A 25,501-nucleotide genomic window follows, 5' to 3' on the forward strand; every position below is an offset into this window, starting at 1 on the left:
ATGAAGAAAACGATTTTTTCCTTAGCGCTGGGAACCTTTGGCCTCGGAATGGCGGAGTTTGGCATCATGGGGGTATTGCCGGAAATCGCCCATGATGTCGGTATTACCATCCCCGCGGCCGGCAACATGATCTCCTGGTACGCCTTTGGCGTGGTGTTTGGCGCGCCTGTCATGGCCTTGTTTTCCAGCCGTTTTTCGCTGAAATCGGTGATGCTGTTTCTGGTAGCGCTATGTGTGGCAGGCAACGCGTTATTTACCTGCTCCTCAAGTTATCCCATGCTGGCGCTCGGTCGCTTTATTTCAGGTTTTCCTCACGGCGCTTATTTTGGCGTCGGGGCGATTATTTTGTCGAAAATCGCCTCGCCGGGCAGGGTTACCGCGGCGGTCGCCGGGATGATAGCGGGAATGACGGTGGCAAACCTGCTTGGCGTACCGGCTGGCACCTGGCTTGGCCATCAGTTCAGCTGGCGCTATACCTTCACGGCCATCGCGCTATTTGATGTGCTGGTGCTATTGGCGATACTGCGCTGGGTGCCGACGCTATATGACAAATCCGCCTCCCGGCTCAGCGAACAATTCCATTTCCTTAAATCCCCGGCGCCGTGGTTTATTTTCGCCGCCACGATGTTCGGCAATGCCGGCGTTTTTGCCTGGTTTAGCTATATCAAGCCCTTCATGATGAATGTCTCCGGCTTTAGCGAGTCGGCGATGATGTTCATTATGATGCTGGTCGGATTGGGGATGGTTTTAGGTAATCTCTTTAGCGGCAGGATCTCTGGGCGCTATAGTCCGCTGCGTATTGCGGCGATGACCAACGGCGTCATTGTCGCGGCGTTACTGCTCATCTTTGCCTTCGGCATACAGCCTCTGGCTTCGCTGGCGCTGGCGTTTATCTGCTGCGCCGGGCTCTTCGCACTCGCCGCGCCGCTGCAAATATTACTGCTACAAAATGCCAGAGGCGGCGAAATGCTCGGAGCGGCGGGCGGGCAGATAGCGTTTAACCTCGGCAGCGCGATTGGCGCCTACTGCGGCGGGATGATGATTACCTTTGGCGCGGGTTGGCGTTCGGTTGCGCTGCCGGCGGCAGCGCTGTCGTTCCTGGCGATGAGTTCATTGCTGCTGTATGCGCGATATCAGCGGCGGGTAACGCGTCATCGCGTTACTCAGGCAGAGCAGGCCTGATTAATCTCGCCACGGTTCGCCAAGGGTTAGCATCAGGCGGTTAGCCCAGGCGAAGAATGCCGCCGATTGCAGCAGGTCCAGCTGTTCGACGATATCCAGCCCTTGCTTCTCCAGCGCGCTGAGATGCGCTGGGGTTATCGCGGGCGGGGTAACGGAAAGCGCGGCGGCGGCGTCAATCTCCGCCTGCCAACGCGGCCCTTGACCATCGCTGAGATTTTCCCCAGGCGTCACCGCCAGCAGGGTCTCCACCGCTCGCTCATCTTTTGACAACTGCGCCGCCTTGCGCGCATGTACCGACGCGCAGTAGATGCAGCCGTTGATTTTGCTTGCCACCGTTGCCGCCAGTTCACGTTCGGCGCGCGGCAACCCCCCCGGCGTATAGAAGATCCCTTTATCGGTTAGCGTGCGCTGTTCAAGCACCGGTTGGTTGCGCGCCAGCAGGCGGAAGTAGGGGGAGTCACTGTGGCCGAACTGCGCCAGTAGCGCCTGCTCGACGGGATTAAATTCAGCGAGCGGCTTATCGGCAATCCACGGTTCCCAGTGTAATTCATCGCGCGTAAAGGCCACCGGCGCAGGTTTACCGCTGGCCGTCCTGGGATGAGTGTGCCAGTATCCGGCGACCACCGGGGTCTCGGCTTCGGAAATTGATTTACCATTTAACAAACGCAAGCCGCTCAGCAATCGGCTTTGAAAACTGACAAACGCAATAAGCTGTGCCAGCGTCACAATGCCGCGCAGGCTCCAGCCCGCGTCGCTAAGCGTTTGTAACGCCGCTGGCGTCGCTTCCACCGGAGTAAAGGTCAGCAGGCGGGCAAATCCCAGCGCGGCGGCAAGCCGTGGGGTTGTCGGGTCGGCAAGGCCGAAACCGGCGTAATGCGCCGCCAGCGCATCTGCCTGATGAAGTCTGGCCACTTTTGCGGCGATGGCGAAACGTTCCTCGAGTGGAAAATCCTCATCCTGTTGGCTAAATAGCACCTCGTAGCTTCCCTGGGCGTGGCGGGTCGCAGCGTCGCGCAACGCGCGGGCCTTGCCCAGCGGTGAATCGGCGGCGATCTCCGCCAGTTCAGCCAAAATATCCTGACTTAAGCTCATAGCGACTCCTTATCTGAATTGCGGGGCAATGTGTTTAGCGATGAGTTCGATAGAACGCAGCGTGTCCTGATGCGATGGCTCCACCGAATGGACCTGAAACGAAATGTCAGTCACGCGGGTTAGCACGCTATCTTTGGCAAGCGATGCAAGCACATGTGGCGCATCGCCAATATGGGCATCAAGCTGGCGAGCATAATCCGTGACGTTGTCACCAATGATCTCATGACCGGCAGCGCGATGGGCTGCCGCCTGTTTACTTAATCCTGGCTCCGCGGTCTGTAGCGCGTACGCCTGGCTGTCAGCAATAAACGCGGTACGGGAGGCCAGAATTCGCGGCGACACGCCGGCAGGCAGCGCGGCGAGGTAGGCATCGATAATCGGGTTCTGAATCGCATCCAGCGGCAGCTCGCTTTGACCTGGCGGGCGCGGCTGCGTGCGCGATAGCATCAACCCATGGCCGGATTTAGCGGCCCGAATAGCGCCTTCAATCGAAAAGGTGGCGATCCAAATTCGCTCCGCCAGCTGCGGCGCGGGCGGATAAAGATGATTGTCAGGATGAGCCAACGTATCGCCGCGCCAGGCGCTTTCAATCAAATGCAGATGATCGGCGAAGACCGCGCCGCGTTGTTCGCAGGCCAGGCCAAAGGGGAGAAAGGAGGTTGGCGTCCCGCCGGAACCAAAACCCACTTCCAGGCGACCATCAGCGAGTAAATCCAACACTGCCGCGTCTTCCGCGACGCGCAGTGGGTTTTCCATCGGCAGTGTAATGATGGCGGTACCGAGACGGATCCGTTGCGTATGGGCCGCCGCGTGGGCAAGAAACACCAGTGGCGACGGTAAACCGCCTTCATTTTCATGGAAATGGTGTTGCGCCACCCAGGCGCTATCAAAGCCCAGCCGTTCCGCGTGGCGGATCTGCTCTGTCGCCAGGCGATAGCGCTCTTGCGGCGTGGCGCGGTCAAGTAGGCGGGTGAAAAATCCGAGGCGTTTAGGCATCATGCAATCTCCGTGCTGGGTGCGTGATAATGAGGAATGGCGGCAAGCAGCTCGCGGGTATAGTCGCGCTGCGGCGCGGCGAACAACTGCTTAACCTCGCCTTGTTCGATGACTTGCCCGGCGCGCAGTACCGTCACGCTATGGGCGATGCGGCTTACCGTCGCCAGATCGTGGGTGATGAACAGATAACTCAACCCTAGCTGTTGCTGTAATTGCAGCAACAGGGCGAGAATTTGCGCCTGCACCGTGACATCCAGCGCTGAGGTGGCCTCATCAAGCACCAGAATCGTGGGGTCGAGGATCAACGCCCTGGCGATAGCGACCCGCTGACGCTGGCCGCCGGAGAGCTCGCGAGCGGTTCGGTTGAGTAGCTCCGGCGCCAGCGCGACGCGGGCGGCGACGGACTCTACCCGTCGACGCCGCGCATCTTTGGTCAGGCGCTGAAAATTCTTCAACGGCTCTTCGATGATATCGAACAGGGTCTGGCGGGGATCGAGGGAGGCGAAAGGGTTTTGATAAACAAACTGAATTTTGCGCCGCAGCTGGCGCTGGGCCTCGCGGCTCAATTGTCCGCTGGCAATACCATCGATGGTCACCTGTCCGCAATCGGCCTGCTCAAAACCCAGCAAGATGCGGGCGAGGGTGGTTTTTCCTGAACCCGATTCGCCGACCAGCGCATGAGTACTGCCACGCGGTAAAATAAAGCTTACGTTATCCAGCGCCTGGAGATGACTCCCTCCTAACGCAAAGCGTTTGCTCAGGCCTTCAACCCGTATTGCCGGCGTAACAAACGGGCGAATGGCGGTGGTTAAGTGCAGGTTCTGTCCCTGCAGATCGCACAGCAACTGGCGGGTATAGCCGTGCTGCGGGGTGCGAATCACATCACCCGTATTGCCCTGCTCCTGAATTTCACCGTGACGAAAGACTACCAGCCGGTCGGCACGCTGCGCCGCCAGCGCGAGGTCATGAGTGACAAATAGCACCGCGGTGCCGGATTCACGACGCAGATGATCGAGCAGATCGAGGATTCTTTTTTGGACCGTCACGTCGAGCGCGCTGGTGGGTTCGTCGGCAATAATCAAATCCGGCTTCAGGGCGATGGCAATGGCGATCAGCACCCGCTGCTTCATACCACCGGAGAGCTGGTGCGGATACTGGTCGAAACGCTGCTCTGGATGGCTTAAGCCGACTTTTTCCAGCAGGGCGATAACCTGCTGTCGACGCTCGGTTTTACTGCTTTTTTGATGCAGGCGGAGTATTTCGCCGACCTGTGCGCCAATGGTTTGCACCGGGTTCAGCGAGTTGCCGGGATCCTGCGGCACCAGGCTGATTCTGGCCCCGCGCAGGCTATCCAGCCGCTTGCCAGACCAGCGGCTAATCTCTTCACCGTTGAGGCGAACCGCCCCGGCATCGAGGCGGGCGTTTTCCGCCAGCAGGCCGATAATCGCCTGAGCGGTTGTCGTTTTACCCGAACCGGATTCGCCGACGAACGCCAGCATCTCGCCGCGTTTAACCGTAAAACTCACCCGATGAACCACTTCGCGCCACTGCCCGCCCGAGCGGTAGCTAATGGTCAGGTTTTCTACGTTAAGCACGTTCATCGGCGATCCCTATTGAGTTGTTGGCTGATACGATTGGCTGCCAGTACCACGGCAATGACCGCGATCCCTGGGAAAGTGGTGAGCCACCAGGCGGTGGAAAGATAGTTACGTCCCTCGGCGATGAGTAATCCCCATTCCGGAACCGGCGGCGGAGTGCCGTAGCCGAGGAAACTCAGGGTTGAGAGGGCGAGAATAGCCTGGCCGAATTGTAGGGTGGCGAAAGCCAGCACCGGCGAAAGCGAGTTAGGCAGAATATGCCGCCAGAATACGGCTAAAAAAGTGCCTCCACTTCCGTAGGCCGCTTCGACATAGTCGCTGTGACGAATGCGGACGACTTCGGCGCGCGACAGACGGGCGAAACTGGCGATAGCGGCAACCCCGACCGCCATGGCGGCGTTCAGGGTGCCAAAACCGAGCAGTATGATTACCGTTAGCGAAAGCAGGAGCGAGGGGATAGCCAGCAGAATATCGACAATCCGCATGACGACCGCTTCGACCCGTCCGCCCAACGCGCCGGCAACAGTGCCCAACGCGGTGCCGACAACCAGTCCCATGGCGACGGCGGCCAGGGCCGCGGAAAGCGAATGCCCAGCGCCGTAGACGATGCGGCTCCACACATCGCGCCCGAGCTGGTCGGTACCCAACCAGTGTCCGGCCTGCGGCGCCAGACGCTGAGCGCCGGCGATGCCGTCGAGCGGATTAAACGCGGTGAACCATTGCGGCGCGCAAGCCATTAGTACCGTAACCGTCATCACCGACCATGCCAGCCACAGCCCCGGCTGCAAGGAAAAACGGCGCCAGTTGACCGGACGGCGTCGCACCGCCGAGGCGTAATCGACCAAACTCATAGCGCACCTCCGCGCAGGGGTTTTAAGCGCGGGTCGAGCATCGGCATCAGCAGATCGACCAGCAGATTGATCGCGACAAAGCCCAGCGCTGAAATCATCACCACGGCCTGAAGAATGGCAATATCCTGATTATTCACCGCCTGTTGCGTCAGTTGGCCGAGCCCGCTGCGGCCAAAAACGGTTTCGGTAATTAAGGCCCCGGCAATCAGTTCTCCCAACAGCAGGCCGGCAATGTTTAATGTCGGCAACAGGGCATTACCGATGACATGCCGCCATAACACCCGCGTTTCGCTCATTCCCTTGGCACGAGCAACGGCAACGAAGGGTTGTGCGGCGATGTGATCCATGGCGCGTAACAGAATTTGCGCCAGCGGCGCGGAAATCGGTATCGCCACCGCGATAACCGGCAGCACCAGCCCTTGCAGTGGTCCGGGATTGATAACCGGGACCCAGTGCAATTGGAATGAAAAGATCTGGATTAAGGCGATGCCGAGCCAAAAGGTCGGCAGTGAAATAAACAGCACCGGCAACGACGGTAGCAAATTGCTGATACCGCGTAGCCCCGGCAAACGCGAAGCGATAGCGATCGCAAAGGCCAGCAGAACCGCCAGCGCAAAGGCCGGCAACGCCAGCGCCAGCGTGTCGGGTAAATTGCTGGCAATCAGGGAACTGACAGGCAGTCCCGCTTGCAGTGAATAGCCGAAATCCCCCCGCAGCATGGCCAATAAAGTGTGGAAATATTGCCGCCACAGCGGACTGTCAGCACCATAGGCCACGCGCATTTCGGCGATCTGTTGCGGACTCAGCCCCAGATCGGGGTTCTGAAACTTAATCAAAATCGCGTCGCCGGGCAGGACCTGCAGCAGAAAAAAGGTTAGGGTGAAGGCCGCCCACAGCACCAGTACGCCTTGTGCCAACCGTCGCCAAAGATAGTGGCTAATGTTTATCCAGCCATGCGCCGTAAAACGACGGACGGCCCACGGCTTCAAAACGTACGCCTTTTACCCATGGCGCGCCGGCAAAGACCTGCGGTTCTTCAAAGATGGGAATGACGTAGGCGTTATCCAGCAGATAACGCTGCGCATCGCCAGTTAACTGCAGACGCTTTTGCGCATCCACTTCGGCAGAGATTGCGGTTAACAGGGCATTGAGCTTATCGTCACGGAAGGTTTTTACTTTGTCGCTCGAACCGCCCTGTTGCAGTAGGGCATCGCGGTTGGCGGGGAAGAACATACTCTTCACCACATCCGGGTCGGCGCGGCCGACTTCAGAAACGGTCAATGGCGTTTTCAGCGGGTCGAGATTATCCAGTACCCGGCTGCCGGCGTCGCCGGCTTTCACGCTTAAGGCCACGCCAACCTGACGCCATTGCTGCGCGACCAGCTGTAGCACCTCTTTGTTCTGCGGCTGCGGCAGGGATTCATAGACGGTTAGCGCCAGCCGTTGTCCCGCTTTTTGTCGGATACCATCCGCGCCCGCTGTCCAGCCCGCCTCATCCAGCAGCTGTTTAGCTTTCTGCTGATCGAAGGCCAGTTTGTCGCTCAAATCGACGTATCCCGCCGCGGTGCGGGCGATAACGGAACTTGCCTGCGGATAGTTTGGCGAGAAAAGGGTCTCAACAATCTGTTTGGCGTTGGTCGCATGCAGTAATGCCTGGCGTACTCGCTGGTCGGCAACCAGCGGGTTATCCGGACGGAAGCTCAGGCTATCGTTAACGCCGCGCGTCGGCGCGGCATAAATATTAAAGCCCTGGTCGGTTGCCTGTTTTTCATCATAGGCCTGCACCTGGCGAATAAATCCGGCCTGTCCCGCCAGCAGCGCGCCAATACGTACGCTATCTTCCGGCGTGACGATATAGGTAATGCCGTCGAGGTTCGCCGGGCCTTGCTGAGCAAGATTTTTCGGCCCCCATTGATAATCTTTACGCGCCACCAGCGTTAATTCGCGTCCCGGTTTTTCATCTTTTACCGTAAAGGGGCCTGAACCGATGATATTGCGGGCATCGCCCAGCGCCTCAAAGCTCCGCGCCAGGGTGCTGAGGGAAACCAGCCCGGAGCCAATCGTTGCGGTCCCTTGCAGGAATCCCGGTGAGGGCTTTTTGAAATAGAATTTGACGGTCAACGGATCGATGACTTCACTACGATCGTAATTGTTGATCACTTCGGAAACCGGCAGGCGCAGTGCTTTATTGCCCAAACCGTAGGTATCAAAATTCTTTGCGACCGCATTGGCATCGAGCGGGGTACCGTCAGAGAAGGTGACCCCAGGCCGCAGCTTAAAGGTATATTCGGTCTTCTCGTCGTTGCTACTCCAGCTTTCGGCGATCCACGGCTCGATAGCTAGCGTTTCCGGGTTCTGCCAGGTCAGCTTGTCGGTTATCTGATTGAGGATCCCGCCGTTAGGGTAAAAACCGCCGGCCGGCGGATAGAGATTGGTGTGCGGCTGTTGTTCCAGATAAATTAAGGTGCCGCCTTTGATCGGCGTTTGCGCAGCCGAAACCGAAAACGCGCCTGCGATAAAAAGGGCGGCAAGCGTAGGCAGGCGAAAGCGATTTTGCATGGTGAATTCCTTTGTTATCTATTGTCTTGCCATCATCGGGCGCGACGGAATACAAAGGAACCAACGATTTGCGCTAAGCATTTGCGAAATCTGACTATTCCCAAGATGCGGGAATAGTCAGCAGGTTAGACTTTTTCGTCTGGCAGAGTCAGACAGAATTAACGGCGGAAATCGATAACCATGCGGCCGCGGATTTGCCCCTGTTCCATCTCCTTAAAGATGGCGTTGATATCACCAAGCGGTCGCAGAGTGACTTTCGGCACCACTTTGCCTTCGGCGGCAAACTGGAAGGCTTCAATCAGATCCTGACGGGTACCTACCAGCGAACCTACTACTTCAATTCCGTCCAGCACCAGGCGCGGAATATCGAGGCTCATCGCTTCTGGCGGTAGGCCAACGGCGACGACGCGGCCACCGGCGCGAACCGCATCCACGGCGGAGTTAAATGCCGCTTTAGCAACGGCGGTAACCACGGCCGCGTGGGCGCCGCCGGTTTTCTCCTGAATGATTTTGGCGGCGTCTTCATTGCGTGAATTCACGGTCAGATCGGCGCCCATAGAGGCGGCAAGCTCCAACTGCCCGTCGTTGACATCAACGGCGATCACTTTGGCATTAAAGACGTTTTTGGCATACTGCAGCGCCAGGTTGCCCAGGCCGCCGAGGCCATAAATGGCAATCCACTGGCCGGGTTTGATATGCGAGACCTTCACCGCTTTATAAGTGGTAACGCCGGCGCAGGTGATGCTGCTGGCGGCGGCTGAATCCAGCCCATCCGGTACTTTGACCGCGTAATCAGCGGTGACGATGCACTCTTCGGCCATCCCGCCATCGACGGTATAACCGGCATTTTTCACCGAGCGGCACAGGGTTTCGTTGCCGCTGTTACAGTATTCGCAGTGGCCGCAGCCTTCGAAGAACCACGCCACGCTGGCGCGATCGCCCGGCTTCAGCGACGTCACGCCAGGGCCGACTTTTTCCACGATGCCGATGCCCTCATGGCCGAGAATGACGCCGGTTTTATCGCCGAAATCGCCGTTTTTCACGTGCAGGTCAGTGTGGCAGACCCCGCAGCATTCCATTTTCAGCAGCGCTTCGCCATGCTCCAGCGGGCGTAACTTTTTATCGGTTACATCAATCTGGTGGTCGTGGGTGACTACAGCAGCTTTCATGCGTTTCTCCTTGTTAATGATACGAAGGTGCTAGCAGCGAAAATAATACTCATTAAGGATTAGATCTTATGTCGCTAATTACAAGCGGTATGGTTGGGAATGGGGGGATTTGCCGCATATTTGGCACAATATTCATCCGTTTATACCAATTTTAGGGGGTTTGATCGGCATTGCTCTGCGTGCGTCAGATTTATTGACAGGGGGGAGTGAATGATGGTTGTATTGTGCAACTATCTTTATTCATGGATATCACCATGCCTGACACTTTACTTATCAATCAAATTCGTTCCGCATCACGATTGATGGTGCGCGAGCTCGGTTTTATGAACAGCACGCTGGCGGCGACCGACTATTCGCCTTCCGCGGTGCATGCGCTGCTGGAGATTTCTACTCATGGCGCGATGACCGCCGCGCAACTTGTGCAGGTATTGGGGCTGGACAAATCGAGCGTCAGCCGCATGCTTTCGCGCCTGCAGGCCGCTAACGAGATAGAGGAAAATGGTTGTGTTGATGACGGGCGTTTTAAACAACTCTCATTGACAACCAAAGGGCAGGCGACGGTCACCCGCATTCATGAGTACGGCGCCATGCGGGTGATTGAGGCGCTGGCGCATTTGGATAGCGCACAGCAGCAGATCGTTGCCGAGGGGTTGACGGCCTATTCGTGGGCGCTTGAGCGCTGTCGTCAGCAGCCGGTTACGAGCAGACCAAACGACATCACGATAGTTACCGGCTATCAGCCGGGAATGATTGGCCGCATTGCGCAAATGCACGGTGAGTATTATGCCCATCATTACGGTTTTGGCCATTTTTTTGAAGGTAAAGTCGCCAGCGGTCTGGCTGAGTTTTCTGGCCGTCTGAACAACCAACGTAACCAGATTTGGCTGGCGGTCAAAAATGGCGTCGTCGTCGGCTCTGTCGCCATTGATGGCGAAGATCTTGGTAATAATGAAGCGCATCTGCGCTGGTTTATTCTCGGCGATGGCTGTCGGGGCAGCGGCGTGGGGCGGCGCTTGCTGACTGAAGCCATTAACTTTTGTGATGATCAGCGCTTCGATGCGGTTCAGCTATGGACATTTAGCGGCTTGCAGGCGGCGCGTAAATTATATGAATCCTTTGGGTTTACGCTGAGCAAAGAGTGGCAGGGCGATCAATGGGGGAAGACCATGCTTGAGCAGCAGTTTACCCGCCGCTAAAGCTGTTATGCCACCGGGGCGCTGACGCTCCGGTGGCATAGGCATTTAACTCAACTGTATATTTATCTCCTCAATCTCCTGACGCCACTGCGCCTGTAGCTGCGGCTTCTGATGTTTCGGTTTGCGCTGCAGGTCGTCCGCCAACAACTGCTCCAGCATCACCAGACGTTCCAGCAAATCCTCTTGCAGCTCGTCGACGGGCGGCGCCTGCGGCGGCGTTTGCGTCGCCGGGCTCGGAAGGCGCTCGTAGCCGCGCAGACGGGCGTACACCTCGTCGACGTCGTGCCACTCGCTTAACCCGTCTTCATCAATTAGCCAGAAGCGGTTACAGCTCTGGCTGATGAGCTGTCGATCGTGGCTAACCAGCAGCAGGCCGCCGGGATACTCCCGCAACGTCGCCGCCAGCGCCTCTTTACCCTCCATATCCAGATGGTTGGTGGGTTCATCGAGCAGCAGCAGGCTATAGCTCGCCAGCGACAGGCCGACAAATAGCAGCCGAGAACGTTCGCCGCCGCTGAGAGTGCTGACCTTCTGTCCGTGTCGCGCCCAGCCGAAGCCGGCGGAAATCAGCGCGCGCTTGCGCGTTTCCGGCGAAGGCTCAAAGGGCTCCAGCGCCTCCAGCAGGCTGGCCTCATCCGCCAGTTGATGCAGGGTTTGATCGTAATAACCCGGATGTAGCCGCGGATGTAAACGCAACCCGGCTTCGGTAGCCGGTTGCTGCATTTGCCGCCATAACAGGCGCAGCAGCGACGATTTCCCGCCGCCGTTGCGCCCCATTATCGCTACCCGGTCGCCGCTTTGCAGCCGCGCCAGACCGGTGGTGAACAGGGCGGGGAGACCGGGCGCCGGCGGCACGGGGAGATTTTCCATCTCCAGCAGACGATCGGCGCGAACGGCGTCGCCATGCACCTCCAGACGCCACGGCGTGCCGGCGGTGAGCTCCGTCTGGCTATCCTTCAAGCGTGAAACCTGTTTTTCCATCTGCTTGGCTTTACGCGCCAGATCTTCGTTATCGTAAACCCGGCCCCAGATGGCCAGCCGTTTAGCGCTGGCAGCGACGCGGTCGATCTCCTTTTGTTCCGCTTTGTGGCGCAGAGCATCGCTTGCATCTTGCTCCTCCAACGCCCGACGGGCGGCACTGCAGGGTAGCGAGAAAGCGTGCAGCGTTTTATCGCGTAAAATCCAACTGGTATTAGTTACAGCATCCAGTAAGAGGTTATCGTGCGATACCACCACGAAGCTCCCCTGCCAGGTTTGCAAGAAGCTTTCCAGCCACAGCAGGGTCGGTAGATCGAGATGGTTGCCAGGCTCATCCAGTAACAGCAAATCGGGTTGTTGGATCAACGCGCGGGCGAGCAACAGACGGGTATGTTGCCCGCCGCTCAGGGTGGCGGCTTGCTGTTGGGTCTGTTGAACGGTAAAACCCATTTCAGCGAGCAGCCGCTCCGCTTGCCAGCGCAGCGAATCCCGTTCGCCAGGCGCCAGTTTTTCCAGTACCACCTGCAATAGCGGTTGGCTGAGTAGGGCGTCAGGCAGATGTTGTTCCACGCGCGCCAGCAGGCAGTGATTAGCCCGCGATACGCTGCCTGAATTCGGCGTGAGAGTGCCGTCCAGCACCTGCAATAGCGTGCTTTTCCCGCAACCGTTATAGCCGATAAGGCCAATGCGGTCGCCTTTTTTCAGGGTAAAGGAGAGGTCGTTGAAAAGTGGGCCAAAGGCCGTATCAACGTGGAGAGATTGTGCGCTTAAAAGTGTGCTCATTGTGAACTTACTCAAGAGTTACAGGCATGAGAATGCCTCGTCAAACATCGCTGACGATAACCCGGTAAGCCCGAGGAAGGGATTTAGACGTTGGCTTCTTCGCTCAAGCTAAAGTTATCGCAGCACGATACCGATAACGCTTGAGCTGGTGCGATCGCCAAATGTATGTGAAACATTAAACAGTTCACAGTACAGCATGGGGATCCTCCTTATTTTTTCAGTAGGTTGATGGATGCAGGGAGTGTAGTGGCTAAATTGTCTTTTGACCAGATACCAGCATTGAGGATCGCGCCGCCGGTCTCATCGGCGGCGGGTATGACGGTTAGGCCGGGGCCACGGTGAGAAGTAGGTTGGCAAAACGACGCTGTTCGCCGGAAGCAATGACCAGTTGGGTCAATGGCAACCGGGACTTTGCGTAGAAAGCTTCGCGTTCGACATATTCAAGCGGGCAGTTTGTCGGTAGAAGTTCCCGGTATTCACTGGCGATGGTGTTAGTGAATTCCGCTGGTGATGCCATCAGCGTCGCGTGTTCGACATTAACGCAGGTAAGCAGTTTTTCGACGATATAAGTTGCCGGAACCATGCCTGGCGCGAGGTTGAGCTGAATCAACGTGGCATCGGCATTGGCATTAACGCGACAGGCAAAATTGCTATCCGCGATGAGAATTTGTGATTTATGGCCGCAGCACGCCAGAGCAGCCAGCAATTGTGGATGGATAATTTCGAATTTGATCATCAGGAACTCCCTGGCGGGCGGCGATTTCTGGCCGCCCGGTTTGCATTACATGCGATAAATTCCGCCGTTAATGTCGATAGTGGCGCCGGAGATAAATCCGTCATACTCGCCGGCAAGGAAAGTGATAGCGCGGGCGACGTCATCGGGCGTTCCCGCGCGCTTAAGCGGAATTTGCCGGATGGTTTCGTCAGCCGAAGCCTGTGTGGTGTGGCGGTTATGAAAACGGGTGCCGAGGATAAGTCCTGGCGCAACCGCATTGACGCGCACGCCGTGCTCGCCCAACTCAGCCGCCAGCGAGCGTGTCCAGGTCAGAATTGCCCCTTTTGTGGTTGAATAGGCGAGAGAACCGGCATGCCCCCCGGAGCGCCCCGCCAGCGAGGCGAGGTTAATAATGCTGGCGCCATCCGTTGCCGATTTAAGCCAGGGAAGCGCCGCCTGGGTGACGTTAAGCATGGTGGTCATATTGACGTCTAACACCGTTTGCCAGAACTGACGATCAATTTCGCCAAGCCACTTACGCCCGACGATCCCGCCAACGTTATTCACCAGGATGTCGATACCGCCGAGGAATTCCGCGGCGGCCTGCACGCAGGCGGTCGCGTCCTCAGTGTCAATCAAATCCGCATAGCGCCAGGCCGCTTTTTGCCCTCGCGCGCTGGCGATAGCCGCCAATTTTTGCGGGCCTTCTTCTCCGCTGTGATAGTGCAAAAAGACATCGCATCCCGCCAGAATCAGTTTTTCCGCCGTAGCCCAGCCGATACCTTGTTCAGAGCCGGTGATAAATGCTTTTTTTCCAATAAGAGTTCCCATGATGTTTCCTTAAATTTTCAGGATTGAATGACGCCTTCGCGCTGTCTGGCGCAGTAGAAAATGCAAATCAGGCCGGTGATCAGCAGGCACATAGCGAGGAATATCAGGCCCGGCGTGCTGCTGTGGCTTAAATCGTTAAGGAGGCCGACCACGTAGGGAGCGACGAAGCCGCCCAGGTTGCCGATGCAGCTCACCACGGCGAGACCCGCGGCCGTCGCTGCGCCTGCCGAGACGTTGGCAGGCATCGATAAGAAACACGGTACCGCGGTATAGATACCAATGGCGGCAATGGTCAGGAATGAGAGTGAAATCGCGACGTTGAACTTAAAGAACACCACCGCGCCGGCGAGTCCTAATGCGGCGACGACCATACTGATACCGGCAAAAACGGCGATTTTTCGCGTTTTACTGGCCAGCATACTCCATGGATAAACCAGTAGCGCCGCCAGGCCGTAGGGGATGAGGGCAATCAGGCTAACGCGCAGAATATCATCGCCGGAAATGGCGGTAATAATCGACGGTAGCCACATCCCGAAGCCGTAAATCCCGCAAACCATCCCGAAGTTCAGCAGCGCATAAAGCAGATATTTGGGATTTTTAATACCGCTGGCAAACTCAGCCAGCGAGACTTTGCTACCTGATTTTGAACGGTTTGTACTACTCATTAACCACGCCTTTTCTTCAGCGTTGAGATAGCCGACTTCTTGCGGTGAATTCTTAATAATAAAAGGGATGAACAGGCCGATAACGATCGGCGGAATACCTTCGAGGATAAATAACCACTGCCAGGATTCAAGGCCAAACCAGCCGTTATCGATATGCAGAATTAAGCCTGAAATCGGTGAGCCGACGGCATTGGATAGCGGCTGAACAATAATGAACATGCCGAGAATTTTGGTCCGCCAGGCGGGCGGAAAAAAGATCGTGAAGTAGTACACCACCGAAGGGAAGAAACCGGCTTCGCACACGCCGAGCATAAAACGACAGATATAGAGTTCGGTCGGCGTTCTGACGAAACCCATCAAAGTGGCAAAGATTCCCCAGGTTATCAGAATACGCGCAAACCACAGCCGCGGACCGAACTTAATCGTGCCGGCGTTGCTGGGGATTTCAAACATAAAATAACCGATGAAAAATATTCCCGAAGCAAAGCCAAAGGCGGTGGCCGTCAGGCCAAGGCTATCTTCCAGCGCCATTGCGGCGTAGGCCATATTATTACGATCAAGAAAAGCCAGAAAATAAAGCAATATCATTAATGGAACAATGTGCCATGTCAATTTCTTAATGGCGCTCTTTTCTATATCTTGCGCAGATTGTAGGTTCATCGTTATTTCCGGTTATACTCGTTAAAGTACAAAAAAATGGGATGGGAATCCCGACATTAATATGCGTTTTGAATGTGATGGGGTGTAAGCCTCCCTGCAGATAATAAATATTATCTGCATCATGCTATTTTTATAAAAACAACTATGGTTGCTTTATTTTTACCGACTGCCGCTGAATAACTTCCGGAGCAAAGATAAATTCGTCGGTTTGTAATCCCGGCTCAGCAATTCTCTGGACGAGCCGCTCAACCATCATCGACGCCATTGCCGAAAGCGGGGCCATTACCGAAGTGAGGCCCGGTGACGATAACGCCGACAGGGAGATATTATCGATGCCAATCACCGAAATATCTTGCGCTATTTTCAGGCCCTGCGCGCGTAGCCCAACCATCAGACCGATGGCTAGAGCATCGTTAATCGCTACTACGCCATCCACTCGCGGCGTTAGGGCGCTAATTTTTTGCGCCAGGCTTACGCCCAGTTCGAACATTTCGGCGTCCCCGAACTCCCGATTGCCTTTGCCTTCTATCACCACGCCCCTGGCCGCTGTATCACTTTGGGCAAGCGCGGACTGAAAGCCGAGGATTTTATGGCTGCGTCCCAGCGTTAACCCGCTTTCGGTGGCGAAGACGATATTACGGCAACCGTTGTCCAGCAGATGTTGCGCCGCCAGACGTCCCGCTTCAACGTTGTCCATTGAGACACTATCGAAGTAGCGTGCCCTAGGCGGGACGCTTTCGGCCAACCGGTTATCATAGCTAATAATGGTCATGCCTTGTTCCGCTGCACGCACAAAGTGGGTTTTGCGTACGTCGCTGGCGGCGACAATCAACCCGCGTACGCCGTGGGAGAACATATCCGCGATAAAGGCTGACTCCTCGGCGGCATCGCGGCAGCAAATGCCTAATAACAGCCGGTGGCGAAACGCGCGTGCCGCAGTATCCAGTTCATGTGCCAGCGCTGAAAAGCTGGGATTGACGATAGACGGTACCATCAGGCCGAGCATTTTGGTTGCTGAGTCGGCGACCGGCGGGGCGCAACGCGCAGGGCGGTAATTTAGCTCAGCCATCGTTTTGACTATCCGCTGTCGGGTCTCTTCGCGCATCTGTTGCGTGCGATTATTAAGTACGTTGGACACGCTACTAATTGAAACTCCGGCCCGCCGGGCGACATCACGTATATTCGCCATACCAAAACCTTCTCTTTTTGCTGCGCGCTTATTTCAGCGCCGCGGTATCTGATTGCTAATTTATCGATGAGCGAACAGGCGGGCAAGGTATTTACCACCCGCCAAGCGAGTGAAATAAAACATCTGTGAAGCGCCTCGTAAGGATGGGCAGGTGTTTAGTAAACAAAGTGGAATAAATAACGGCAAAGGGCGGGGATAAAAAAATGGGCCCGGAGTTCGGGCCCGTAGAAATAAAGCGTTAAATCGAGGTTCGGCGATAGTTGCGATATTCCGGTTGCCAGAAATTATCGCTAATGGCTTGCAGCAGCGCTTCGGCCGATGTTTTCACCGCCACGCCCTGTTCCTGAGCCACTTTACCGACCGCAAACGCAATAGCGCGCGACACGGCCTGAATATCTTTCAGTTCCGGCAGTACCGGGCCTTCGCCGTTATTCACCAGCGGCGAGTGGTTGGCTAAGGTTTCGCTTGCCGCCATCAGCATCTCGTCGGTGACGCGCGATGCCCCCGCGGCGATCACGCCAAGGCCGATGCCCGGGAAGATATAGGAGTTGTTGCACTGCGCGATGGCGTACTGTTTTCCCTTAACCGTCACCGGGGTGAACGGACTGCCGGTGGCCACCAGCGCTTCGCCGTCGGTCCAGGTCAGGATATTCTGCGGCGTGGCTTCGACGCGGGAGGTCGGGTTCGACAGCGGCATGACGATCGGCCGCGGGCAGTGCTTGTGCATTTCACGAATAATTTCTTCCGTGAACAGCCCCGGCTGGCCGGAGACGCCGATCAGAATATTTGGCTTCACATTACGCACCACGTCGAGCAGCGAAAGCGCTTCGTTGGTCGTATCCCAACCTTGCAGGTTTTCGCGCTTCTGCACCAGCTTGCTCTGGAACGACAGCAGATTCGGCATACCGTCGGTCAACAGGCCGAAGCGGTCCACCATAAATACGCGCTGGCGGGCTTCTTCTTCGCTTAGCCCTTCGCGCATGATTTGCGCGATGATCTGTTCAGCAATACCGCAACCGGCGGAGCCCGCGCCGAGGAAGACAATTTTTTGCTCGCTGAGTTGGCTGCCCGCGCCACGGCTGGCGGCGATCAATGTGCCGACGGTGACCGCCGCGGTGCCCTGAATATCATCGTTAAACGAGCAAATCTCGTTACGGTAGCGGTTAAGCAGCGGCATGGCGTTTTTCTGCGCGAAATCTTCAAACTGCAGCAGCACGTCCGGCCAACGGTTTTTGATAGCCTGGATAACGTCGTCAACGAATTGATAATACTCGTCGTCGGTAACGCGCGGATGACGCCAACCCATATACAGCGGGTCGTCGAGCAGTTGCTGGTTGTTGGTGCCGACATCCAGCACGATAGGCAGGGTGTAGGCCGGGCTGATACCGCCGCAGGTAGTATAGAGCGACAGCTTACCGATAGGAATGCCCATACCGCCGATACCTTGGTCGCCGAGACCGAGAATACGCTCGCCGTCGGTCACAACGATCACTTTGACGTTATGGTTCGGTACGTTTTGCAGGATATCGTCGAGGTTGTGCCGATTCTGGTAGGAGATGAATACGCCGCGCGCGCGACGGTAGATTTCCGAGAAACGCTCACAGGCGGCGCCGACGGTGGGGGTATAGATAACCGGCATCATCTCATCGAGATGATTGCCAATCAGGCGATAAAACAGGGTTTCGTTGGTGTCCTGGATGTTGCGCAGATAAATGTGCTTATCGATCTCGGTTTTAAATCCCTGATACTGGATCCACGCGCGTTCAGCTTGTTCTTCGATGGTTTCGACCACTTCCGGCAGCAGGCCCAGCAGGTTGAAGCTGCTACGCTCTTCCATGCTGAAGGCGCTTCCTTTGTTGAGTAACGGAAACTCAAGCAGAACCGGGCCAGCGTAGGGGATATAAAGAGAACGGTTTTTTTTATAGATGAATTGCATCGCACTAACTCCTTGATGTTCACTTCAGACCCGGGCGCGGCGATAAGCGATCGGGCTGGCAGGAAATGCAGCGGGCAGAGTATAGAGCAGATGGTAACAAAAGAAGGATGCGAAGCGTGGGATTGTCTTAAAAAAACACCATCCTGTTTAGCGGATGGTGTTTTTATCATCACTCAGCTGAAAAATTAACCACCGCGGCGTTTGCGGCCTGTAGCATGGATATGGTTAACGGTAGTTTCTTCGTCGCCTTCCAGCACCACTTTTTTCTGGCGGGAAAGCTTGTAGTTCAGACCGAGAAGATGACGTGCCTGATGGTTCGATTTCATTCTTACTCCTTAATCCTGTTCTGGTTTCAAGGACAAGCCCGACGCAGGCCGGACGAAACGTAACCCTAAGTACGCCGCGCTTTTTAACGCGACGGGATTATCGTGGTCCATTTTTTTGCGAATAGCAACCTTGCGTCGGTAGATTAAGAGCGTTCTCGATTCAGGCGCGGGCGATTACCACTTCATTTCGCCGGTGTTCACTTTCGCGCTCAGCTCCAGCGAACTTTCTTCAGCGAGACCCGGATACTGCGCCTGCATGGCTTTAATGACGCTGGCGGAATCTTTATGCGCTTTCAGCGCCTGCTCGAATTTCTCCAGGTAGTCGCGGGTGAAGACGATAGCCTTGTCGCCCGCCGGCGGCGTGCCGAGGTAGTGGCCCGGGATCACCTGTTGCGGATGCAGCGCAGCCATATCGTTAAGGGTCTGGCGCCACTGCTGACGGCTCGCCGCGCTTTGGGTATCGGCGGTCCAGACGTGCATGCCCCAGGCGATGCCGGTGCCGCCAAGAATCGCTTTATTCGCCGGGATCCAGACGAATGCGCCGTAGTTCTGCGGCTGACGAATTTCCACTTTCTCGCCGTCGATGGTGAAGCTATCTGCGGCTAATACCTGCGGAACATAGACCTGCTTCGGCGCGCCGTCTTTCATCTGCGGGCCCCAGTATGCCAGCTTCGCCGCTTTGGTCTCTTCAATATGCTTAACCACTTGAGGGGTCGCTACCACTTTGGCCTGCGGGAAGGCTTTCACCAGCGGCTCAAGGCCAAAATAGAAATCCGGATCGCCAGAGGTGATCACAATGTGCGTGAGCTTCTTACCGCTTTTGTTGATCATCTCAACCAGCTTTTCGCCATCTTTAACGCTGAACTGGGCGTCAAACAATACCGCCTCGTGCGGGCCGGAGGCCAGCGTGGAGTTCACCGCGAAAATCGCGTTCTCCTGCGGGTTGTAGGTTTGCAGGGTCAACGGCGCGGCAAAAGCGGTGGTGCTGAACAGGGCGGTGGCGATGGCCAGGGCAGATACTTTCATGTTGGTTTTCTCTCTTTCAGGTGAATAGGTTTATTTTACGTCATTCTCGATTTGCGAAAATTCCTGAAAAAAGAGATGCTGAGTTTCATAAAACGTGCAGATGGATACGGATATGGATCGAGTTATCGCCGCCCAGGTATACATGCGGATATGCGAGCTGGGCAGTTTGAGCGCGGCTGCCAGGGCGCTTGGAATGTCGCGGCCGATGGTGAGTCGCTATCTGGAGCAGATGGAACATTGGGCCGGTACCCGTCTCATTCATCGTTCGACGCGCAAACTGACCTTAACCAGCGCAGGCGAAAAGGTATTGCAGAAAACGCGTAGCCTGACGCAATTGGCGGATGAGATAGCGGGGCAGACGGAACGCGCGGTGCCGAGCGGCACGTTGCGGGTCGCCTGCGCGCACTTTACCGCCATGCAGTTGCTCTCACCGCTGCTACCGGAGTTTTTGGCCCGTTACCCCCAACTGCGTCTCGAACTGGATATCAACAACCATCCGGTGAGCCTGATTGGCGAGCGTATCGATGTCGCCATCCGGATCACCGATAATCCGGAGCCGGGGGCAATAGCCCGGCGGCTCGGCATTTGCCGATCGGTACTCTGCGCATCGCCGCGATGGCTACAGCAGCATGGCCAGATAAATTCGCCGGAGGAGCTCAGTCAACATAACTGTTTGCACTATAGCCATTTCGCCACCCCAACATGGCAGTTTACCGATCCGCAGGGCGAACCCGTGTCGGTGGCCGTCTCCGGCAACCTGAGCGCCGGGATCTCCTCTCTGCTGATGGAAGCGGCGGTGGCGGGGTGCGGCATCGCCATGCTGCCGGAACTGGAAGCCCGGCGCGCGCTTAACAGCGGCGCGCTAAAACAGGTGCTGCCTGGCTATACGCCAAAATCCCTGGCCGTCTATGGCATCTATCTGTCACGAGATTATCAGCCCAGCGCGCTGCCGCTGTTTCTGGAGGCCATTCAGCAACAGTTGTCCCAGGTCAGCTAGAGCTGTCTATACTTAATCCTTTAACGTCAAAAAGGAGTGAAACGATGGCAATTCATAAGAAAGGTCAGGCGCATTGGGAAGGGGATTTGAAAAGCGGTAAAGGCACCGTCTCGACGGAAAGCGGTGCGCTGAACCAACAACCTTATGGTTTTAATACCCGCTTTGAAGGCGTTAAAGGGACTAACCCGGAAGAGCTTATCGGCGCGGCCCATGCTGCCTGCTTCTCAATGGCGCTGTCATTAATGCTCAGCGAAGAGGGCTATACGGCGACCTCTATCGATACCGTTGCGGTGGTCACGCTGGATAAGAGCGGCGGTGGCTTCGCCATCACGAAGATCGCGCTGCAGAGCAATATTGTCCTGCCGGGTATCGATAAAGCCGCCTTTGATCCGATTATCCAAAAAGCCAAAGCTGGCTGCCCGGTTTCGCAGGTGCTGAAAGCCGACATCTCCCTCGATTATCAGCTCAACGCTTAATCCGTGGCGCGCCCGCGGTAGCGCGGGCGCGTTGGCGTTTAAAGTCACCGTCGGCAAATGCCTGCCGCCGCGAATGGTGATATGTTGGTAGCGTTACGGATAGCGACGGATAACGCAATGACCAGCATACGCGGCATGATTGAATCGCAGGTCCTGGGTTTAACCGGGATGGCGCTAAAAGAGATTGATTTTGAAAACCCCAAGGGCGAGCCGGGTTTATTTGGCCCGCAGTCGGCTATCTGGCAGGTGCACGGCGACTTTACCTCAATGCTCTGCGGCGGCATTAGCGCGCTACTGTTACAGATGCTGCATCCACTGGCGCTGGCCGGTGTGTGGGATCATTCGCGTTTTCGTGAAGATATCTTTGGCCGCCTGCGCCGAACCAGTCAATTTATCTCAGCCACCACGTTTGGCACTACCGACGATGCCGAAAGATTAATCGCTAAAGTACAGGGGATCCATCAGCGTATCAGCGGCGTTGCGCCGGACGGTACGCCTTATCGCGCCAGCGATCCGGCGCTCTTAACCTGGGTTCACGTGGCCGAATGCAGCAGCTTTATGGCCTCTCATCTGCGTTATAAGCGCACCATCGTCACTGCCGCGCGGCAGGAGCAATACTACCGCGAAGCGGCGGAAGTCGCCCGGCGACTTGGCGCCGAAGACATCCCCGAAACGCCACGTCAGGTGGCGGAGTATTTGCAGGATATGCGCCCTCAGTTACGTTGTGATGAGCGAACGCGGGAGGTGGCGCAGGTGCTGCTCACCACCCGTCTGCCGGGCCGGCTAAGCCAGCCGGTAGGACGCTGGATGATGGTCGCCGGAATCGATCTGCTCCCCGATTGGGCGCAGCAGATGCTGGCGATCCCCATCAATCCGTTGCAGCGGCGAACAGCCAGAGTGGCGGTCAATGGCGTGGCGCGGGTGCTCCGCGCTTCGGTGCGCAATGGGGCTTATCATTGCGCTATGCGTCGAATGGCAACGTCATAAAAATAAATAATAGCCGCTCAATGTCGGCTATTTTTAAAGCGCAATCATTCGCATTTATATATTATAACTCAGGCTATTTATTTTAAATTTATTATCAACAAGCTATTAATATTGAATATCGCTGATTCATATCAGGCTATCATCCACACTTTATTCGGGAGGGATGATGGAAAATAAAAAACAGCAGAGTGATAATAAATATCATCAGCGTTCACAGGCTGCGCGAAAAAGCACCCTGGTCAGCGTAGTCGTTAATCTGTTTTTATCGACCGGGCAAATTATCGCCGGCCTGTTTTCAGGGTCACAAGGGCTTATTGCCGATGGCATCCACTCTCTTTCCGATTTAATTGCTGATTTTGTAGTTCTGATTGCCAATAAGAAAAGCCGTAAACCTTCCGACAGCGATCATCATTATGGCCACTGGCGCTACGAAAATGGCGCGTCGCTGATATTGGGCGCGATTTTAATGGTTGTCGGCGTGGGCATGTTGTGGTCGGCGGTGGATAAACTACTCCATCCGGAAACCATTCAATCCGTGCATATTACGGCACTTTGGGTGGCCCTGACGGCGCTGATCGCAAAAGAGACGCTGTTCCGTTACATGCTGGCGGTAGCAAAGCGCATTCAATCGTCATTATTAATTGCGAACGCCTGGCATGCGCGCTCGGATGCAGCATCGTCGGTAGTGGTGGCGGTGGGGATCGTTGGCAATCTCGCGGGGATGGTCTGGTTGGATCCTATAGCGGCATTGTTAGTAGGGGTATTGATTTCCCGAATGGGTTACACTTTTGCCGGCGATGCTTTACATGATTTAATGGATCGATCGGTCGACGCGCAAACCCAGAATGCGATACGCGACACCATTGCCGCAACCGGCGGCGTTGTGGGTCTGCATGATCTAAAAACTCGTAAGGCGGGCGACCTGATCCTCGTCGATGTCCATATAGAAGTTCCGGGCGAGCTGTCGGTTCGCGCAGGCCATGCTATCGCGCTGGCGGTGCGGGAAAATGTGCTCGCGCGCCATGAGGTGCTACAGGTGATGATTCACATTGATCCCTACGAAGCGCCCGGCGGCGAACCGGCTCACGCGTAAACAACATTTCGACTCCTGCCTGCAGGAGCCAACGCTACCTTGCCGTTAATTGGCAATAACAGAGGATGATATGAAAATTAACGAACCTCAGGCGATTACTTTACCCCTGCCGCGAACGGCGATATTTATCGTCGCGACCGTAGCGCGCAGCGCAGAGAGCCTGAGCCGCGTGCGCGGCTGGTGCGATGATTTCGCCGCGGTGGTGCGTTCCGTTGGTACCCGCATGCCGGAGGCGGGGATTTCCTGCATCTGCGGATTTGGCGCTGAAATCTGGCCGCAGTTGTTTGGCCAGCCCACCCCGCAGCAGCTGCATCCTTTTCGCCGCGTGGGCAGCGGAGAGCGCGTGGCGGTCTCTACGCCGGGCGATCTGCTGCTGCATATCCGTTCCGATGATATGGGGCTTAGCTTCGAACTGGCGACGCAGTTGATGGACAAGTTGGGGGATGCCGTAACGGTTGTCGATGAAGTGCACGGCTTCCGCTATTTCGACCGTCGGGCGATGATCGGTTTTGTGGACGGCAGTGAAAATCCGCAGGGGCGCGCGGCGGCGGATTTCACCATTATCGGCGATGAAGACCCGGATTTCGCCGGTGGTAGCTACGTGATTGTGCAGAAATATCTGCACGATATGGCGGGCTGGAATGCGTTAACCGTCGAGCAGCAGGAGCGTATTATCGGGCGTAAAAAAATGACCAACATCGAACTGGATGCCGACGTCAAACCAAGCTGTTCGCACAGTTCGCTCACCACCCTTGAAGAGAACGGCGAGGAGATTAAAATCCTGCGCGACAACATGCCGTTCGGCAAACCCGGCATGGGCGAGTTTGGTACCTATTTTATCGGTTATGCGCGCAGCCCGGCGCCCATCGAACAGATGCTGGAAAACATGTTTGTCGGTCGCCCAGTCGGTAATTACGATCGACTGCTCGATTATAGCCGCCCGGTTACCGGCAGTCTGTTCTTTGTACCTTCTGCGACGCTACTTGAAGAATTATCCAGTCGTCAGGCTGAATAACCCTGCATAATATCCGCCATTACGCAGCCGCTGATGGTTTATTTCTCCGGCCTGCTTTGCAGGCCGAATATTGCGTGAAAAATAAAAACAGCCCATAATTAAACCACCATTAATTCATCGCTAATTAATGGCGGTTATCAACGCGATGTCGTGTTTGTGTACAATAAAATTAACCAATGGCTTAATAGATAATATCTATACCCATCATCTTTCATTAGGGTATGCACTGAGCATCATTGGGTCTTCAGGAAGTAATACAATGATCATCCGGCCAGAACAACACTGGTTTTTTCGTCTGTTTGACTGGCACGGTTCCGTGCTGTCAAAAATTGTTTTCCGCCTGCTATTGAACGTCCTGATGTCGGTCATCGCCATCATCAGCTATCAATGGTATGAACAACTTGGCATTCACTTAACCGTTGCGCCCTTTAGCCTGTTGGGGATCGCGATTGCGATTTTTCTCGGCTTTCGTAATAGCGCGAGCTACAGCCGCTTCGTTGAGGCGCGTAATTTATGGGGAACCGTGCTGATTGCCGAACGAACGCTGGTGCGGCAGCTGAAAAATATCCTTCCAGCCGAGGCGGAAACGCATAAAACGTTAGTCAGTTACCTGGTGGCGTTCAGCTGGAGCCTTAAGCATCAGTTGCGTAAAACCGACCCGGCGATCGACCTGTATCGCCTGTTGCCGAAAGAGAAAGTGGCGGAAATTCTCGCCAGCTCAATGCCGACTAACCGAATTTTATTATTGATTGGTAATGAGTTAGGGAAGCTGCGCGAGCAGGGTATGCTCAGCGATATTACCTACGGCTTGATGGATAATAAACTCGACGAGTTAGCCCATGTCCTGGGCGGCTGCGAGCGTCTGGCGAGTACGCCGGTGCCGTTTGCTTACACCTTGATTTTACAGCGCACGGTGTATCTTTTTTGTACGTTGCTGCCGTTCGCGCTGGTGGGCGATTTGCATTATATGACGCCGTTTGTTTCGGTATTTATATCCTACACCTTCCTGTCATGGGATTCCCTGGCGGAAGAGCTGGAGGATCCGTTTGGCACTTCGGCAAACGATCTACCGCTCAATGCAATGTGCAATACCATTGAACGTAATTTGATGGATATGACCGGGCAACATCCGTTGCCGGAAAAAATGCAGCCTGACCGTTATTACAACCTTACATAAAAAA

Annotated in this window: 23 protein-coding genes; 8 read left to right on the forward strand and 15 right to left on the reverse strand. The window is 55.9% G+C overall.

Features of this window, described 5'->3' with window-relative positions:
• Positions 1 to 1,182 carry an MFS transporter AraJ gene (araJ, locus tag ACSEMK_RS02965; RefSeq protein ID WP_430915101.1) on the forward strand — a complete coding sequence of 394 codons (1,182 nt, stop codon included), beginning with the start codon at positions 1 to 3 and terminating at the stop codon, positions 1,180 to 1,182.
• Here the strand turns inward: araJ and ACSEMK_RS02970 are convergent, their stop codons facing one another.
• From ACSEMK_RS02970 to adhP, 7 genes are all read right to left on the reverse strand, one after another.
• Positions 1,183 to 2,274: an alkylhydroperoxidase domain protein gene (locus tag ACSEMK_RS02970; RefSeq protein ID WP_430915102.1), complete on the reverse strand. Its 1,092-nt coding sequence runs from the start codon at positions 2,272 to 2,274 to the stop codon at positions 1,183 to 1,185.
• Positions 2,275 to 2,283: 9 nt separating this feature from the next.
• Positions 2,284 to 3,270 carry a putative FMN-dependent luciferase-like monooxygenase gene (locus ACSEMK_RS02975; protein ID WP_183269077.1) on the reverse strand — a complete coding sequence of 329 codons (987 nt, stop codon included), beginning with the start codon at positions 3,268 to 3,270 and terminating at the stop codon, positions 2,284 to 2,286.
• Positions 3,270 to 4,871, reverse strand: a complete 1,602-nt coding sequence (locus ACSEMK_RS02980; RefSeq protein ID WP_430915103.1) for a dipeptide ABC transporter ATP-binding protein — start codon at positions 4,869 to 4,871, stop codon at positions 3,270 to 3,272. Before ACSEMK_RS02980 ends, ACSEMK_RS02975 begins: the two co-directional genes overlap by 1 nt.
• Entirely contained in the window at positions 4,868 to 5,719 is an 852-nt protein-coding gene (locus ACSEMK_RS02985; RefSeq protein ID WP_430915104.1) for an ABC transporter permease, read from the reverse strand. Before ACSEMK_RS02985 ends, ACSEMK_RS02980 begins: the two co-directional genes overlap by 4 nt.
• Positions 5,716 to 6,660: an ABC transporter permease gene (locus ACSEMK_RS02990; RefSeq protein ID WP_430915105.1), complete on the reverse strand. Its 945-nt coding sequence runs from the start codon at positions 6,658 to 6,660 to the stop codon at positions 5,716 to 5,718. The genes ACSEMK_RS02985 and ACSEMK_RS02990 overlap by 4 nt, the downstream gene beginning before the upstream one ends.
• Entirely contained in the window at positions 6,656 to 8,278 is a 1,623-nt protein-coding gene (locus tag ACSEMK_RS02995; protein ID WP_113373318.1) for a TIGR04028 family ABC transporter substrate-binding protein, read from the reverse strand. The genes ACSEMK_RS02990 and ACSEMK_RS02995 overlap by 5 nt, the downstream gene beginning before the upstream one ends.
• 158 nt (positions 8,279 to 8,436) lie before the next feature.
• Positions 8,437 to 9,447, reverse strand: coding sequence for an alcohol dehydrogenase AdhP (adhP, locus tag ACSEMK_RS03000; RefSeq protein WP_015366486.1), 1,011 nt, complete (start codon positions 9,445 to 9,447; stop codon positions 8,437 to 8,439).
• A gap of 254 nt (positions 9,448 to 9,701) precedes the next feature.
• Here adhP and ACSEMK_RS03005 point away from each other — a divergent pair, with 254 nt between their 5' ends.
• Positions 9,702 to 10,643: a bifunctional helix-turn-helix transcriptional regulator/GNAT family N-acetyltransferase gene (locus ACSEMK_RS03005; RefSeq protein WP_183269072.1), complete on the forward strand. Its 942-nt coding sequence runs from the start codon at positions 9,702 to 9,704 to the stop codon at positions 10,641 to 10,643.
• A 45-nt stretch (positions 10,644 to 10,688) separates the two neighbouring features.
• On the opposite strand, the gene ACSEMK_RS03010 is transcribed toward ACSEMK_RS03005, so the two are convergent.
• The 8 genes from ACSEMK_RS03010 to ACSEMK_RS03045 form a co-directional block, all read right to left on the reverse strand.
• Entirely contained in the window at positions 10,689 to 12,404 is a 1,716-nt protein-coding gene (locus ACSEMK_RS03010) for an ABC-F family ATP-binding cassette domain-containing protein (protein WP_430915106.1), read from the reverse strand.
• Between the two features lie 322 nt (positions 12,405 to 12,726).
• A complete protein-coding gene (locus tag ACSEMK_RS03015; RefSeq protein WP_045360957.1) occupies positions 12,727 to 13,140 on the reverse strand; it encodes an RbsD/FucU domain-containing protein in 414 nt (137 codons plus the stop codon).
• A gap of 45 nt (positions 13,141 to 13,185) precedes the next feature.
• A complete protein-coding gene (locus tag ACSEMK_RS03020) occupies positions 13,186 to 13,950 on the reverse strand; it encodes an SDR family NAD(P)-dependent oxidoreductase (protein WP_087859597.1) in 765 nt (254 codons plus the stop codon).
• Positions 13,951 to 13,967: 17 nt separating this feature from the next.
• Positions 13,968 to 15,275: an MFS transporter gene (locus ACSEMK_RS03025; protein WP_087859598.1), complete on the reverse strand. Its 1,308-nt coding sequence runs from the start codon at positions 15,273 to 15,275 to the stop codon at positions 13,968 to 13,970.
• 142 nt (positions 15,276 to 15,417) lie between these two features.
• The gene (locus ACSEMK_RS03030; protein WP_213316127.1) at positions 15,418 to 16,464 is read right to left on the reverse strand and encodes a LacI family DNA-binding transcriptional regulator; all 1,047 of its coding nucleotides are present in this window, start codon (positions 16,462 to 16,464) and stop codon (positions 15,418 to 15,420) included.
• Between the two features lie 238 nt (positions 16,465 to 16,702).
• A complete protein-coding gene (locus ACSEMK_RS03035; RefSeq protein ID WP_015366493.1) occupies positions 16,703 to 18,400 on the reverse strand; it encodes an NAD-dependent malic enzyme in 1,698 nt (565 codons plus the stop codon).
• A gap of 185 nt (positions 18,401 to 18,585) precedes the next feature.
• Positions 18,586 to 18,726 carry a stationary-phase-induced ribosome-associated protein gene (gene sra / locus ACSEMK_RS03040; protein WP_015366494.1) on the reverse strand — a complete coding sequence of 47 codons (141 nt, stop codon included), beginning with the start codon at positions 18,724 to 18,726 and terminating at the stop codon, positions 18,586 to 18,588.
• 174 nt (positions 18,727 to 18,900) lie between these two features.
• Positions 18,901 to 19,752: a Vmh family MBL fold metallo-hydrolase gene (locus ACSEMK_RS03045; RefSeq protein ID WP_087859600.1), complete on the reverse strand. Its 852-nt coding sequence runs from the start codon at positions 19,750 to 19,752 to the stop codon at positions 18,901 to 18,903.
• Between the two features lie 112 nt (positions 19,753 to 19,864).
• Here ACSEMK_RS03045 and ACSEMK_RS03050 point away from each other — a divergent pair, with 112 nt between their 5' ends.
• The 6 genes from ACSEMK_RS03050 to ACSEMK_RS03075 all read left to right on the forward strand — a co-directional run bounded on the left by ACSEMK_RS03050 (position 19,865) and on the right by ACSEMK_RS03075 (position 25,497).
• Positions 19,865 to 20,749, forward strand: coding sequence for a LysR family transcriptional regulator (locus tag ACSEMK_RS03050; protein ID WP_015366496.1), 885 nt, complete (start codon positions 19,865 to 19,867; stop codon positions 20,747 to 20,749).
• A gap of 44 nt (positions 20,750 to 20,793) precedes the next feature.
• Complete coding sequence (locus tag ACSEMK_RS03055) at positions 20,794 to 21,225, forward strand: OsmC family protein (protein ID WP_015366497.1); 432 nt, start codon at positions 20,794 to 20,796, stop codon at positions 21,223 to 21,225.
• Between the two features lie 117 nt (positions 21,226 to 21,342).
• Positions 21,343 to 22,212 (forward strand): oxygenase MpaB family protein, encoded by an 870-nt coding sequence (locus ACSEMK_RS03060; RefSeq protein WP_213316125.1) that lies wholly within the window; start codon positions 21,343 to 21,345, stop codon positions 22,210 to 22,212.
• A 166-nt stretch (positions 22,213 to 22,378) separates the two neighbouring features.
• On the forward strand, positions 22,379 to 23,305 hold the full coding sequence (locus ACSEMK_RS03065) for a cation diffusion facilitator family transporter (protein WP_430915108.1): 927 nt from the start codon (positions 22,379 to 22,381) through the stop codon (positions 23,303 to 23,305).
• 70 nt (positions 23,306 to 23,375) lie between these two features.
• Positions 23,376 to 24,320: a Dyp-type peroxidase gene (locus tag ACSEMK_RS03070; RefSeq protein WP_430915109.1), complete on the forward strand. Its 945-nt coding sequence runs from the start codon at positions 23,376 to 23,378 to the stop codon at positions 24,318 to 24,320.
• Positions 24,321 to 24,579: 259 nt separating this feature from the next.
• Complete coding sequence (locus tag ACSEMK_RS03075) at positions 24,580 to 25,497, forward strand: bestrophin family protein (RefSeq protein ID WP_087859604.1); 918 nt, start codon at positions 24,580 to 24,582, stop codon at positions 25,495 to 25,497.
• Positions 25,498 to 25,501 lie beyond the last annotated feature (4 nt).

This window comes from Klebsiella sp. K-3 (assembly GCF_051207495.1).
GTDB classification, from domain to species: Bacteria; Pseudomonadota; Gammaproteobacteria; order Enterobacterales; family Enterobacteriaceae; genus Klebsiella; species Klebsiella aerogenes.

What these genes read in the sequence shown, in the direction of transcription:
- sra (WP_015366494.1), bottom strand. Translation starts at nt 18,726, where the DNA reads ATGAAATCGAACCATCAGGCACGTCATCTTCTCGGTCTGAACTACAAG.
- adhP (WP_015366486.1), bottom strand. Translation starts at nt 9,447, where the DNA reads ATGAAAGCTGCTGTAGTCACCCACGACCACCAGATTGATGTAACCGAT.
- ACSEMK_RS03020 (WP_087859597.1), bottom strand. Translation starts at nt 13,950, where the DNA reads ATGGGAACTCTTATTGGAAAAAAAGCATTTATCACCGGCTCTGAACAA.
- araJ (WP_430915101.1), top strand. Translation starts at nt 1, where the DNA reads ATGAAGAAAACGATTTTTTCCTTAGCGCTGGGAACCTTTGGCCTCGGA.
- ACSEMK_RS03050 (WP_015366496.1), top strand. Translation starts at nt 19,865, where the DNA reads ATGGATCGAGTTATCGCCGCCCAGGTATACATGCGGATATGCGAGCTG.
- ACSEMK_RS03005 (WP_183269072.1), top strand. Translation starts at nt 9,702, where the DNA reads ATGCCTGACACTTTACTTATCAATCAAATTCGTTCCGCATCACGATTG.
- ACSEMK_RS03045 (WP_087859600.1), bottom strand. Translation starts at nt 19,752, where the DNA reads ATGAAAGTATCTGCCCTGGCCATCGCCACCGCCCTGTTCAGCACCACC.
- ACSEMK_RS03070 (WP_430915109.1), top strand. Translation starts at nt 23,376, where the DNA reads ATGAAAATTAACGAACCTCAGGCGATTACTTTACCCCTGCCGCGAACG.
- ACSEMK_RS02970 (WP_430915102.1), bottom strand. Translation starts at nt 2,274, where the DNA reads ATGAGCTTAAGTCAGGATATTTTGGCTGAACTGGCGGAGATCGCCGCC.
- ACSEMK_RS02975 (WP_183269077.1), bottom strand. Translation starts at nt 3,270, where the DNA reads ATGCCTAAACGCCTCGGATTTTTCACCCGCCTACTTGACCGCGCCACG.
- ACSEMK_RS02980 (WP_430915103.1), bottom strand. Translation starts at nt 4,871, where the DNA reads ATGAACGTGCTTAACGTAGAAAACCTGACCATTAGCTACCGCTCGGGC.
- ACSEMK_RS02985 (WP_430915104.1), bottom strand. Translation starts at nt 5,719, where the DNA reads ATGAGTTTGGTCGATTACGCCTCGGCGGTGCGACGCCGTCCGGTCAAC.
- ACSEMK_RS03075 (WP_087859604.1), top strand. Translation starts at nt 24,580, where the DNA reads ATGATCATCCGGCCAGAACAACACTGGTTTTTTCGTCTGTTTGACTGG.
- ACSEMK_RS03055 (WP_015366497.1), top strand. Translation starts at nt 20,794, where the DNA reads ATGGCAATTCATAAGAAAGGTCAGGCGCATTGGGAAGGGGATTTGAAA.
- ACSEMK_RS03060 (WP_213316125.1), top strand. Translation starts at nt 21,343, where the DNA reads ATGACCAGCATACGCGGCATGATTGAATCGCAGGTCCTGGGTTTAACC.
- ACSEMK_RS03015 (WP_045360957.1), bottom strand. Translation starts at nt 13,140, where the DNA reads ATGATCAAATTCGAAATTATCCATCCACAATTGCTGGCTGCTCTGGCG.
- ACSEMK_RS03035 (WP_015366493.1), bottom strand. Translation starts at nt 18,400, where the DNA reads ATGCAATTCATCTATAAAAAAAACCGTTCTCTTTATATCCCCTACGCT.
- ACSEMK_RS03010 (WP_430915106.1), bottom strand. Translation starts at nt 12,404, where the DNA reads ATGAGCACACTTTTAAGCGCACAATCTCTCCACGTTGATACGGCCTTT.
- ACSEMK_RS03025 (WP_087859598.1), bottom strand. Translation starts at nt 15,275, where the DNA reads ATGAACCTACAATCTGCGCAAGATATAGAAAAGAGCGCCATTAAGAAA.
- ACSEMK_RS03030 (WP_213316127.1), bottom strand. Translation starts at nt 16,464, where the DNA reads ATGGCGAATATACGTGATGTCGCCCGGCGGGCCGGAGTTTCAATTAGT.
- ACSEMK_RS03065 (WP_430915108.1), top strand. Translation starts at nt 22,379, where the DNA reads ATGGAAAATAAAAAACAGCAGAGTGATAATAAATATCATCAGCGTTCA.
- ACSEMK_RS02995 (WP_113373318.1), bottom strand. Translation starts at nt 8,278, where the DNA reads ATGCAAAATCGCTTTCGCCTGCCTACGCTTGCCGCCCTTTTTATCGCA.